The following is a 12,609-nucleotide window of genomic DNA, read 5'->3' as shown; positions in this document are numbered from 1 at the left end:
TCATTAAGATTTATTCAATTCAATTTAAATAGTGCGAAATCAGTTTGTTTTATACATTTGTGTTTGCTAAAATTGATTTGGTAGTAAAATTATCCAGTAGAGGAGATGTTATAATGATTAATAAAATCGGTAAAGTTACTGTTTATGTAGAAGATCAAGAGCAAGCAAAAGATTTTTGGATTAATAAAATGGGATTTGTTCTAAAAATAGAAATGCCAATGGGGCCAGATGCAAAATGGATTGAAGTAGGTCCAAGTGAAAGCGAATTTACTACACTAGTTCTATACTCTAAATCTTCGATGGAACAATTTAAACCAGATAAAATATCTCATCCATCTGTTCTTTTTAGTACAACGGATATTGATGCTGCTTATGAAAAAATGAAACAAAACGGAGTAAAAGTTGATGATCTTATGAAAATGCCATACGGTTCAATGTTTAATTTCTACGATCAAGATGGTAATGATTATTTATTAAGAGAAGACAAATAATACATAATATAGAAAAAGAGTTGATTCCAAAAAGGAAACAACTCTTTTTTTCTTAAATTAAACGCTCAAATTTAATTCGTTTATTTAAATAGTACATAATTGGTATACCAATTACCATCACTACAAATTCACCAATTGCTGTTGTTAAATAAGTCATTGGGAACGGAAATCCAAGTGCTAACTTCAATTCGAATGCAATTATGAACATAGTCACTGTAAATACAATCGTATTAATAATCATTCTTGGAATAATACCTTTAATAAATTTTGCTGTGACAATCGTAATTAATAAAGAAATAATCGATTGGCCAACACCAAAAGTTAAATCATATACGGGCATTGGGGAAAAGAAAAAATTTGCTAAAATAACGCCTAAAACTACCCCATAAATGTACTTTTTATTAAAAACGACTAAATGATTGAACATTTCAGATACACGAAATTGAATATTCGTAAACCCGAATGGCTGAATAAAGTATGTAACTGCAATATAAAGTGCAGCAAATACTCCATTAACGGTGATTGTCTTTAACTTCATTTTGTTTCTCCTTAGTTTTTTTCCGTGGGAGGTTTTCGAACCACGTAAATTTTACACGTAAGAATAAATATTAAACCGAAATTTGTTTTTAGTCAATAATAAATAAAAAGTAATTGTGAAAGAAGTTCAAAAAAATACTTTATAAAATTTATTATACTGATATAATTAGAAATGAGTATAAATATTTAATTCAACTTTAACTGAAAAGGACTGACATCATGACAATTCCTTCTAACCCATATATATTAGTATTTGGTGTTTCCATATGCGATATTATTGGTTTTACGAAAAAAAACTATCGCCCCTATGACTCAAACCCGGGTAGTGTAAAAGTATCATTTGGTGGTGTTTGCCGCAATATTGCAGAAAATATGGCAAAGGTCAATTTAAATACAAAATTTATATCAGTAATTGGCGATGACATAAATGGTATGAACATGTTAAACCATGCAAAAAATATGAACATCGATATGGAAGATACATTAATTATTAATGGTGAATCTACCCCAACATATTTAGCTATTTTAAATGAAAGCGGAGAAATGGTCTCTGCAGTAGTGGATTTAGATATAACAAACAATTTTACAAAAGAGTTTATCGACACTAAAGAAGAAGTTATACGAAATGCTGAATATATGGTAGTAGATGCAGATAACCCAAGTACTTTAGCTTATTTATTAACAAATTTCCATAATGAAACAAAATTTATTTTAGATCCTGTATCTGCCTCAAAAGCTTCAAAAATTAGAGATTATATTAAATATTTTCATACAATTAAACCAAATCGCCATGAAGCTGAAGTATTGGCTGGATTTGAAATTACTTCAGTTGAAGATGTACGCAAAGCTGGTAGATATTTTAGAGAACTAGGTGTAACAAATGTTTTCATTAGTTTAGATGCAGAAGGAATTTATTATAATAATGGAATAGAAGAAGGAATTGTTCAAGCAGATGGAGTATCCGTTGTTAATGTAACAGGAGCGGGTGATGCATTAGTAGCAGGTATTGGATATGGCTATATGAATAATATGAGTATTGTCGATACAGTTAAATATTCTGTTTCAATGTCTACTATTACAATTTCACATGTAGATACGATTAATCCGAATATGTGTTGTAATGTTGTTGAACATCATATTAATGAAATAAATTGGGTAGAAATGCAATTTTAGATGAGAACCTTTTATGGGTTCTTTTTTTTGATATGAATGTGAATATAAAAAAAGCAAGTGAGGCTGGAAATGAAATTAGCGAAGTGTAAATATGGACAGTGGAGCATAGAGATCAATTTAGCCTGCAAATAAAAACAATATAACTGCAAATAAACCTCGTATTACTATTAAACAAGCTGAAATCAGTCAAAAAAGTCATTAAATCGAACCAAAAAAGTAATGTTTCTCAACAAATTGGATCAACTAACACTCAAATACAAAAAAAGAACCTCGCTCAATGCAAGGTTCTTTTCAACATTAAAAAGATCGTACTAAAATATCTCTAGCACTTTCCTTATCTAAAATTTTGTAGCCGCCAACTACAGGTTTTACAAATGATTTTTCTACTAGTTCATCTAAACGTGAGTCATCAATTTGATAATCTGCTAAACGGCTTGGAGCACCGATTGAATTCCAAAAACTTCTTAGAGCTTGGATTCCTTCTTCTGCAATTTGTTCTGTTGTCTTTCCTTCTTGAGAAATTCCAAGAACATTTGTAGCAAGCATTTTAATTCTGCTCGGATCGTAGTCTAGACAGTGACTTAACCAATTAGGGAAAATGATTGCTAATCCTCTGCCGTGAGGAATATCGTAAATGGCAGATACTGCATGCTCGATTTGATGAGAAGCCCAGTCGCCACCATCTGTACCATTTAATAAAGTATCATTGAAGGCTGTTGTACCAGCATACATAATCGTTTCACGTAAATCATAGTTTTCTAAATCATTTACAAGCTTACCGCCAGCTTCGATCACTGTGATTAATAAACTTTCAATAAAACGATCAATCATCGGTGTATTACTGACACGGTGGAAATATTGCTCTAAAGCATGCGACATAATATCAACAATGCCATAGATTGTTTGGTCCAAAGGGACAGAGAATGTATAAGTAGGATCTAATATTGAAAATTTAGGAAAAACTAACGGATTACTCCATCCTCTTTTTTCATTTACTTCCATATTAGAAATTACTGATGTGCAGTTCATTTCCGAACCAGTTGCAGCTAATGTTAAAACAGTCCCAAAAGGAGTTGCACTAGTTGGTTGGGACTTTCTTGTAATGATATCCCAAACATCCCCTTCATATGGAACGCCAATTGCAATCGCTTTAACACAATCAATTACACTTCCGCCACCCACAGCTAAAATAAAATCAATTTCTTCATCACGACAAATTTGAATACCTTTTTCGACTGTTGTAAGTCCCGGATTAGGTTCAACACCAGAAAGTTCAAAAATTGTTTTACTACTTAGTTGGTTTATTACATCATCGTATACACCATTACTTTTAATACTTCCGCCACCATAAACGACAAGTATACGATTAAAATTTCGTACTTCATTTGCTAGTTGTTCAATTTGATTTTTCCCAAACCATAATTTAGTTGGGTTATGTTGTAAAAATGGAATCAATGCCTTACTCCTTCTAATGCTAATTACTTATTTTTTAATGTACTATTTAATAATTCCGCTTGTTGAATTGCTAAATGGTCTTCTAAAATTGCTCCTGGTGAACTTCCTTCGCCAATAATATATCCTTCAAAAGTTGCTCCAACAAATTCAAAGATATGTTTAAATTGTAAAATCAATGGTAAAGCCTTTATTTTCGGCTGATCTCCACCAACAATGACAACATACATTTTTTTATTTTTAATTTTTTCACTGAAATGTAGATCTTTATTACGAAGACTTTGAGACCAGCGATCGATGAAGTTTTTCATGTATCCGCTCATACCATACCAATATAATGGAGTTGAAAAAATAATCGTATCATGCACTAGCATTTCTTTTATGATTTCCTCGTAATCGTCATCAATTGTTTGGAATCCAGATGGCTCATGTCTTTGGTCGTTAATTGCCATAATATTTTTATGACGTAAATGGACTTCCGTCTTGTTCATATCTTTTGTCATTAGATTTGTAAGTTGCTCTGTATTTCCATTTTCTCTTGAACTTCCATGAATGATAAACATACTGACACACTCCTTTTTATACAAAAATAATATTGTTATTATGAATGATAACAAACTTAAAATAAAGTACGTACTAAAAAGTGCCTATAAAATGAAATGTCAATCGAGCGGATTGTACTAGTTTTAATTCTTTAAAACTGACAAAAATTTGAACTATAAAATATTTATATGCTATATTTTATGAACAATTTATTATTGACTCCAAAATAAGTGATAGGACTAAAGTTGTGAATTCTAACTAGTTTGGGGATTTTTGAGTTTTCATTTGAACTAAATAAGTTGAATAAAATAACTTAAATTATAATTAAATAGTAATTAGAAATTATGGAGGATATATGAAAGAATATAATATGCCAATTGAAGCAGCAATAGAAGTAATAGGTGGTAAGTGGAAATGTATCATACTTTGTCACTTAGAAACTGGGAAGAAAAGAACGAATGAATTAAGAAAATTAATGCCCAAAATAACGCAGAAAATGTTAACGCAGCAATTAAGAGAATTAGAGGCGGATGGACTGATTAATCGTATTGCTTATGATCAAATTCCACCAAAAGTAGAATATGAATTAAATGAATATGGAAAATCAATGAAACCGATTTTGGACCTTTTATGTGGGTGGGGCGGAAATCATCTAATGAAAAACAAACCGAATTAAAGTTATAGTTAAAAAATTTAGAAACAACAAAAAATTTATTTAATTATAAATTTAATGAAGGAATTTAAAAAGAAGTGTAGAAATAATTAATTATAGACTACTATATAAATGTGAAATCGATACATAAAACAGTCGATCCATTAATATAGTAGTAAAGATTGTGTGTTCGTTAAGGTATTTCTCATATATTTCTAAAATGATTTTCTTGGCGAATCGTCATCCTTGTTAAGATTTTTTTTTATGTAGTTTATTTGTTTTGTAAGCGTTTACTTAACGCTCTTACATAGTTTTTTTCTTTACAAATATCGTAATTTATAGGGGGAAATTAAAATGAAACAAGATGAATTAAAACAAGCAAATACTAGCTATGATGTTTTTCCAGTACAAGATGTACATCATTTAGAATTATATGTAGGTAATGCGAAACAAACAGCGTATTTCTTTGCAAACACTTTTGGATTTACACCAGTAGCTTACTCAGGTTTAGAAACAAAAGTACGTGATAAAGTTTCTTACGTGTTAAAAAATGGAACAATCCGTTTAGTAATTACTGGATCTTTAAAAGAAGATACTAAAATTGCTGAGTTTATTAAAAAACATGGCGATGGCGTAAAAGATATCGCTTTAGTAGTTGATGATATTGAAATAGCATACCAAGGTGCAGTAAGCCGTGGAGCGATTAAAATTTTACCTCCAACTGAAATTAGTGATGAACACGGTACAGTTAAAAAAGCGGTAATTGGAACATATGGCGATACAATTCATACATTAATTGAAAAAGGCGACTACAATGGTCCTTTCTTACCAGGATTTAAAGATCGTGCTTTCACAATTCCAGTAAATGAAACTGGTTTAATTGCACTTGACCATGTAGTTGGAAATGTTGAAAGTATGGATGAGTGGGTTTCTTATTATGAAAAAGTAATGGGCTTCCAGTCAATGATCCACTTTGATGATGATGATATTAGCACTGAGTATTCTGCTTTAATGTCAAAAGTTATGACAAATGGTAGCAGAATTAAATTCCCAATCAATGAGCCTGCTGAAGGTAAAAAGAAATCACAAATTCAAGAGTATTTAGACTTTAACAATGGACCAGGTGTTCAACATATTGCTTTATTAACTGAGGATATTGTTGATACTGTTACTAAACTTAAAGCGTTAGGTGTAGAATTCTTAAAAACACCAGATACGTATTATGATATGTTAGCAGAGCGCGTTGGAACAATTGATGAAGATATGGAGAAATTAAGAGAATTAAAGATTTTAGTTGACCGTGATGATGAAGGATATTTATTACAAATCTTTACTCGTCCAATCGTAGACCGTCCAACTTTATTTATTGAAATCATTCAACGTAAAGGTGCAAGAGGTTTCGGTGATGGTAACTTCAAAGCATTATTCGAGTCAATCGAGCGTGAGCAAGAACTTCGAGGAAATCTATAAGGAGTTGTAACAATGGAAATTAGACCAGATACTTTACCATGGCAAGATGCTTATAAGCTGTTAATTGGTTCAGTGTTGCCTCGTCCGATTGCATTTGTTTCAACTGTAAACTCAGAAGGTGTAGCGAATGTTGCACCTTTTAGTTTCTTTACAGCGATTTGTGCTGACCCGATGTTAGTGTGCTTTGCACCAATGATTAGAGGTACAGACGGCGAGAAAAAAGACACTTTAAAAAATATTGAACTAACAAAAAAGTTCATTATTAATATTGTAAGCGAAGAAATTTGTGAGCAGGTTAATAATGCTGCTGTAGATTTTCCATATGGTGTAGATGAATTTGAACAAGTTGGACTTACAAAAGTTGAAGGGACAACAGTACAAGTTCCTCGAGTAAAAGAAAGTTTAGTAGGACTAGAATGTGAGCTTCATGAGCTATTACATTTTGGTGAGAACAAAGGCGCAGGAAGTTTAGTAATTGGTAAAGTTGTTAATGTTCATATAAATGATGAATTATATGAAAATGGCAAAATCAATTCCGAAAAGCTAAATCCAGTAGGCCGCCTTGCTGGACATTCATACACTCGTGCTATTTCCGATACTTTTGCAATTGAAAGAAAAAGGTGAAGGCATGAAATTTATTACTTTTCAATATGATGGTAAAGAGCGAGCAGGATTATTAGTTGAAGATCAAGTAATCGATTTAAATCAAGCTAGTAATGGAAGAATACCTGTTGATTTATTATCGATACTAGAAAACTACGATTTATATAAAAATGAAATTGCAGAATTAACAGGAGAAGGTATTCCACTTTCTTCTGTTCAATTGCGAGCACCATTACCAAGACCACAAAGTATTCGAGATTTTTATGCCTTTGAAGAGCATGTTAAAACTGCTCGCGGTAGAAGAGGATTAGAAATGATACCTGAATGGTATGAAGTACCAGTTTTCTATTTTACAAATCACCGTGCAGTCGTTGGACCAGATGATCTTGTTAGCATTCCAGCTAATAGCAAAAAGATGGATTTTGAACTTGAAATTGCTTGTATCATCGGCAAAGAAGGAAAAGATATCTCAGTTGAGGAAGCTGATGATTACATTCTTGGCTATACAATATTAAATGACTGGAGTGCAAGAGATATTCAAGCACATGAAGTCAAGGTAGGATTAGGTCCTTCTAAAGGTAAAGATTTTGCAACTTCAATTGGACCTTGGATTGTAACAAAAGATGAATTAGAACAATATAGAACGGATAAAAGCTATGATTTGAGGATGACTGCTTCAGTAAATGGAAACGTTATTTCTAGTGGTAATTTTTCAACAATTTATTATTCGATCCCAGAATTAATTGCTCATGCTTCAAAAAATGTAAAGCTATACCCTGGTGATGTCATCGGCTCAGGAACTGTCGGAACAGGATGTATTCTAGAACTTGGTGAAGAGAAGCATCGTTGGTTAGAAGATGGAGACGAAGTTGAGTTAAGTATTACTGGATTAGGAACTTTACGAAATACTGTTAGAAAGTGAGGGGGAGCTTGTGTATTATCGTAGTTTAGGTAAGATTCCAAAGAAAAGGCATATTCAATTTCGAAAAGAAGATGGAACATTATATAGAGAACAAGTGATGGGTACAAAAGGATTTTCAGGCACCCAATCAATTTTATATCATAACCATATGCCAACTTCAGTTAGTGAAACATCTTTTTATAAATCAATTCAAATTGAATTTGAAGAACAGTCTTCATTACAGCATCGCCATATTCGAACTAGTAATTTAGAACGTACAGGTGATGCATTAGAAGGTAGAGTTTATGTTCTAGGAAACGCAGACTTATTAATCTCAGTTGCTAATGTAACTGAAGAAAGTCGTCATTTTTATCGAAATGGTGAAGGCGATGAAATGTTTTTCGTCCATTACGGCTCTGGTGAAGTTCAAACAATGTTTGGAACAATCACATATCGTAAAGGGGACTATATCATGATCCCTATTGGGACGATCTACAAAGTAGTTCCTAATGATGAAACAAAGCTATTAATTGTAGAGTCAAATAGCCAATTAACAACTCCAAAGCGTTATCGAAATGAATATGGTCAAATGCTTGAGCATAGCCCATTTTGTGAACGTGATTTTAGAGGGCCAGAAACATTAGAAACATTTGATGAAAAAGGTGAGTTTACTGTTCTAACTAGAGCAAGAGGCAATCTTTACAAACATGTTTTAACACATCATCCTTTTGATGTAGTAGGATGGGATGGGTATTTATATCCATGGGCATTTAATATTGAAGATTTCGAACCGATTACGGGTAGAATTCATCAGCCGCCACCAGTACATCAAACATTCGAAGGACATAATTTTGTAGTTTGCTCATTTGTTCCTAGAATGTATGATTATCACCCAGAAGCAATTCCTGCACCATATGTTCACAGTAATGTAAACAGTGATGAAGTACTTTACTATGTTGAAGGTAACTTTATGAGTAGAAAAGGAATTGAACAAGAATCAATTACTTTACACCCATCAGGTATTCCACATGGACCACATCCAGGTAAAGTAGAAGGTAGTATTGGTAAAAAAGAAACATTAGAACTAGCAGTTATGATTGATACATTTAGACCGTTATACGTTGTAAAAGAAGCACATCAATATGAAGATCCGGCTTATATGGGTAGCTGGATTGAAAAGTAGAGTCTTTTGATTCTACTTTTTATTTGAATTTTGAAAGCTATAATGTTTACCGTCTCGAGTGAAGTTTAAGTTTCATCGGAACTAGATAATTTGAAATATTCTTAAAAAATAATACTAGATTAATAGCTTAAATATATGATAAACTGACAACATTATACAAAAATTTGAATAAAGGGAGAAATTAGCATGTACGTGAAACCGCAAATTTTGACACTTCAAGCATACACACCAGGAAAACCAAGTGAAGTAGTCATGAGAGAATATGGTCTAGACAAAGTAGTAAAACTTGCATCAAATGAAAATCCATTCGGATGTTCTCCTAAAGTTTTTGAAGAGCTACGTAATGTAGTTAGTAAGTTTGCAATCTATCCAGATGGTGCAACAGAAGAAATCAGTAAGAAATTAGCAAATTTCTTAAATATACAACCAAATCAATTAATATTCGGAAGTGGTGCTGACGAAGTAATTCAAATCATTAGTCGATCATTATTAACGAATGAACATAATATTGTACAAGCTTCTCAAACATTCTCACAATATGCTCACCATGCAGTTATTGAAGGAGCTGAAGTTAGAGCTGTTCCTTTAGTGAATGGTGTACACGATTTAGATGCAATGCTTGCAGAAGTAGATGCGAATACTAAAATTGTTTGGATTTGTAATCCAAATAACCCAACAGGTACATATATTGGTAGTCGTAAACTAGCAGAATTTTTAGAAAAAGTACCAAGCAATACTTTTGTAGTTGTTGATGAAGCTTACGTTGAATACGTATCAGCATCAGATTTCCCTGATACAATTTCTTTATTAAATAAATTTGATAATCTTATTGTATTAAGAACATTCTCAAAAGCATACGGTCTAGCATCGTTTAGAATCGGTTATGGTATCGCAAATAGTAAATTAATTGAAGAATTAAATATCGCAAGACTTCCTTTCAACACTTCAATGCTATCTCAAGTTGCAGCATTAGCAGCACTTGATGACCAAGTATTTATTAAAAACTGTGTTGAACAAAATAAAAAAGGTATGGAACAATATGAAGAATTTTTCAATAGTTATGGCGTAGAATTCTATCCATCTCAAGCTAACTTTATATTCGTACCAACTGAAAATAGCCAAGAAATCTTTAAAGATCTTGAATCAAAAGGTTATATTATCCGTGCTTTCCCTAATGGAATCCGAATTACAATCGGAACAGCTGCTGAAAATGAAGGACTAATATTACATTTGAAGCCAACATTAACGAAAAACATTTCTACAATCTAATTCATTAAAAAATCGTCATTTGAAAAAGTGACGATTTTTTGTTTCAACTTTTGGTAAGTTTAGTAGAATCAAAAATTATTAAATCAAATCAATAGAATCATATACGATCATCTTTTTTAAGGAGAATATGAATGGGATATATTATGGACTTAAGAAAAATTGTAGGAAGTCGTCCTCTCATAATGGCTGGCGCAAATGTTGTACTTTTAGATTCAAAAAAAAGAGTACTATTACAATTAAGAAAAGACAATAATACTTGGGGATTACCTGGTGGTTCGTTAGAAATAGGAGAAAATTTAGAAGAAGTTGCAAAAAGAGAATTGAAAGAAGAAACTGGATTAACTGCATTAAACCTTGAGTTTTTTAACATTTTTTCTGGAAAAGAATTCTACTATAAGTATCCTCATGGAGATGAAGTATATAATGTAATTACGACTTATATATGTACCGAGTACACTGGTGTATTAGAGAAACAAGAAAGCGAAGTAAAAGATTTACGCTTTTTTGATTTTAATAATCTTCCATCTGATATTAGTCCACCTGAACTTCCTATAATAATGTCATTTAAGGAAAGAATGTAAGAGACGATCAGTGGAAATTCCTCTAAAAATACTATTTTGATATGCAGCAAATCACCATATTTTAGGAGTTAAACGATGAGAAAACCGACTAAATATGAAATCGTTTTTTCAATAATCCTTCTCATGTTAGGATTGTATTTAATGTTTACCGAATACAAAGAATGGGCAAATCCTATTATTTTTGCAGTATTAACATTCCAGCAGATGAAAAACTATGCCTTTTTTCGAAAAAGTGATGTTCAAGAATCTAAAAAGAGAGCTAAAACTAGTTTTTATTGTTCGCTAATAATAGGAAGTTCGACTTTATTCATGATCGTGTTAAATCTTACTAGTTTATTTTCTTGATAGGAATTAACTAGATATAAACTCTTAACTATGAAATGTTATTTGATAATCATTTACTGGGTTAAGTGTCTGTTAAAAACGGCTTTTTAGTCGTTTTTTTTTGTTGCTTGGTACATTCATAGGCTCAGTTAAAGAAGATTGTTGATTTTATTGTGCAATAAGGCTTTTTTCTATATGCAAAGGTCTTATTTATGCCTAAATGGAAATTATTTTTTGACAGTATTATGTTATAGCACAACAATTATCAAAAGAATAAAATTGAGGTAATCTATAATTCTATTTAGGAGTGATGCAAATGAATGAATATATACAGCCGATGATTGATTGGATTGAGGAAAATATAAAAAATAAATTTTCATTAGAAGACTTAGCTAATTATATGGGATATTCCCCTTATTATTGTTCTTTTAAGTTTCATCAGGTAACAGGTATAAGTATTAGACGATACATTCTTTTTAGAAGAGTCTATTTATCTACGAAGGATTTAGCAAATAATAGGAAGATAATTGATATTGCCTTTGAATATAATTATTCCTCGCAAGAAGCCTACAGTAGGGCTTTTAAAACAGTTTTTGGTGTTAGTCCTAGAGAATTTCAACTCAATCAAATGCCAGTTCAATCATTTGCAAAACTTACTATTCACCAGAGTGAGGATGGTAGCAGAATGAATAAATCTAGAGAAACTGAGGTTGAACAATTAAAAAATAATAATATGGAATTATTTGACCGAGATGTACTGAATATTTTAAACGGTCAAGTAATGTATGATGAGTTTAGTAATAAAAAACTTATGGGAGATTCTGATTATGTTCCCTTCAATGAGGCAATGTGTGTAAATGCAACTACGGAATTCATTTTCGATGAGGTATTTATTCAAACAAGAGCATCAGGACATAATGTGTCTGTTGAAAATTACAGCAACATGGTAATAAAGCCCTTAAATAATCTGGTTAGGAAAAACTATAACTATATTGTTTTATGGTTTGGAGAAGATATGTTTTGTCAAATGAATCTGCTAACGATCCTTGCGTATCTTGAACAATCTAATTATAAAGGTAAAGTATTTTTTAATAGCTTTAGAGAGGATGAATTTAAAGTCAGCCAAACGGAGCTTACTTTAGGTAGCTATTATTCTGTTTATGAAGAAGTATTGATCAAACATTTGAAGCCAACTACTAAACTAATTCCAGTAATGTACCAGGCAATCGATTTATTTTTAGAAATGCAGACAGAAAATAATGCCGTCACAACATATATTTCAAAAAATAAACATTTACCTACATCCGAATTACTTAAACGATTATTCGAGGTTTTCCCAACAATAGGATATGGGGATACACAATATTTGGAGCTGATTGATAAAAGAAAGTGAAGAATTTTACTTAACTTCTCCATAAAGCGAATTTTTA

At 31.7% G+C, this 12,609-nt stretch carries 14 protein-coding genes and 1 riboswitch; of the genes, 11 read left to right on the top strand and 3 right to left on the bottom strand.

Annotation, left to right across the window (positions count from 1 at the left end):
• Positions 1–113 precede the first annotated feature (113 nt).
• A complete protein-coding gene (locus CN692_RS02415) occupies positions 114–491 on the top strand; it encodes a VOC family protein (protein WP_098117428.1) in 378 nt (125 codons plus the stop codon).
• 52 nt (positions 492–543) lie between these two features.
• Here the strand turns inward: CN692_RS02415 and CN692_RS02410 are convergent, their stop codons facing one another.
• Positions 544–1,029 (bottom strand): QueT transporter family protein, encoded by a 486-nt coding sequence (locus CN692_RS02410; RefSeq protein WP_098117427.1) that lies wholly within the window; start codon positions 1,027–1,029, stop codon positions 544–546.
• 5 nt (positions 1,030–1,034) lie between these two features.
• A riboswitch (PreQ1 riboswitch) is annotated at positions 1,035–1,079 on the bottom strand.
• A gap of 168 nt (positions 1,080–1,247) precedes the next feature.
• Here CN692_RS02410 and CN692_RS02405 point away from each other — a divergent pair.
• The gene (locus CN692_RS02405) at positions 1,248–2,201 is read left to right on the top strand and encodes a carbohydrate kinase family protein (protein WP_098117426.1); all 954 of its coding nucleotides are present in this window, start codon (positions 1,248–1,250) and stop codon (positions 2,199–2,201) included.
• A 297-nt stretch (positions 2,202–2,498) separates the two neighbouring features.
• Here CN692_RS02405 and CN692_RS02400 read toward each other — a convergent pair whose 3' ends face one another.
• Together CN692_RS02400 and CN692_RS02395 are read right to left on the bottom strand one after the other, a co-directional pair.
• Positions 2,499–3,656, bottom strand: a complete 1,158-nt coding sequence (locus CN692_RS02400) for an iron-containing alcohol dehydrogenase (RefSeq protein WP_098117425.1) — start codon at positions 3,654–3,656, stop codon at positions 2,499–2,501.
• A gap of 23 nt (positions 3,657–3,679) precedes the next feature.
• On the bottom strand, positions 3,680–4,216 hold the full coding sequence (locus CN692_RS02395) for a flavodoxin family protein (RefSeq protein WP_098117424.1): 537 nt from the start codon (positions 4,214–4,216) through the stop codon (positions 3,680–3,682).
• Positions 4,217–4,551: 335 nt separating this feature from the next.
• On the opposite strand from CN692_RS02395, the gene CN692_RS02390 reads away from it, so the two are divergent.
• The 9 genes from CN692_RS02390 to CN692_RS02350 all read left to right on the top strand — a co-directional run bounded on the left by CN692_RS02390 (position 4,552) and on the right by CN692_RS02350 (position 12,572).
• The gene (locus CN692_RS02390; protein ID WP_098117423.1) at positions 4,552–4,872 is read left to right on the top strand and encodes a winged helix-turn-helix transcriptional regulator; all 321 of its coding nucleotides are present in this window, start codon (positions 4,552–4,554) and stop codon (positions 4,870–4,872) included.
• 330 nt (positions 4,873–5,202) lie between these two features.
• Positions 5,203–6,318, top strand: coding sequence for a 4-hydroxyphenylpyruvate dioxygenase (hppD, locus tag CN692_RS02385; RefSeq protein WP_098117422.1), 1,116 nt, complete (start codon positions 5,203–5,205; stop codon positions 6,316–6,318).
• 12 nt (positions 6,319–6,330) lie between these two features.
• Positions 6,331–6,942 (top strand): flavin reductase family protein, encoded by a 612-nt coding sequence (locus CN692_RS02380; protein ID WP_098117421.1) that lies wholly within the window; start codon positions 6,331–6,333, stop codon positions 6,940–6,942.
• A gap of 4 nt (positions 6,943–6,946) precedes the next feature.
• Complete coding sequence (locus tag CN692_RS02375) at positions 6,947–7,843, top strand: fumarylacetoacetate hydrolase family protein (RefSeq protein ID WP_098117420.1); 897 nt, start codon at positions 6,947–6,949, stop codon at positions 7,841–7,843.
• A 10-nt stretch (positions 7,844–7,853) separates the two neighbouring features.
• Positions 7,854–9,005 carry a homogentisate 1,2-dioxygenase gene (locus tag CN692_RS02370; protein ID WP_098117419.1) on the top strand — a complete coding sequence of 384 codons (1,152 nt, stop codon included), beginning with the start codon at positions 7,854–7,856 and terminating at the stop codon, positions 9,003–9,005.
• A 186-nt stretch (positions 9,006–9,191) separates the two neighbouring features.
• Positions 9,192–10,274, top strand: coding sequence for a histidinol-phosphate transaminase (gene hisC, locus CN692_RS02365; protein ID WP_098117418.1), 1,083 nt, complete (start codon positions 9,192–9,194; stop codon positions 10,272–10,274).
• Positions 10,275–10,405: 131 nt separating this feature from the next.
• Entirely contained in the window at positions 10,406–10,855 is a 450-nt protein-coding gene (locus CN692_RS02360) for an NUDIX hydrolase (RefSeq protein WP_098117417.1), read from the top strand.
• 75 nt (positions 10,856–10,930) lie between these two features.
• Complete coding sequence (locus CN692_RS02355) at positions 10,931–11,200, top strand: hypothetical protein (protein ID WP_098117416.1); 270 nt, start codon at positions 10,931–10,933, stop codon at positions 11,198–11,200.
• Between the two features lie 295 nt (positions 11,201–11,495).
• On the top strand, positions 11,496–12,572 hold the full coding sequence (locus tag CN692_RS02350) for a helix-turn-helix domain-containing protein (RefSeq protein ID WP_098117415.1): 1,077 nt from the start codon (positions 11,496–11,498) through the stop codon (positions 12,570–12,572).
• The last annotated feature ends 37 nt before the right edge of the window (positions 12,573–12,609 follow it).

The sequence above is a fragment of the Bacillus sp. AFS002410 genome, assembly GCF_002556365.1.
In the GTDB taxonomy this organism is placed as follows: Bacteria; Bacillota; Bacilli; order Bacillales; family Bacillaceae_G; genus Gottfriedia.
This window is presented reverse-complemented; position numbering and strand designations above follow the sequence as displayed.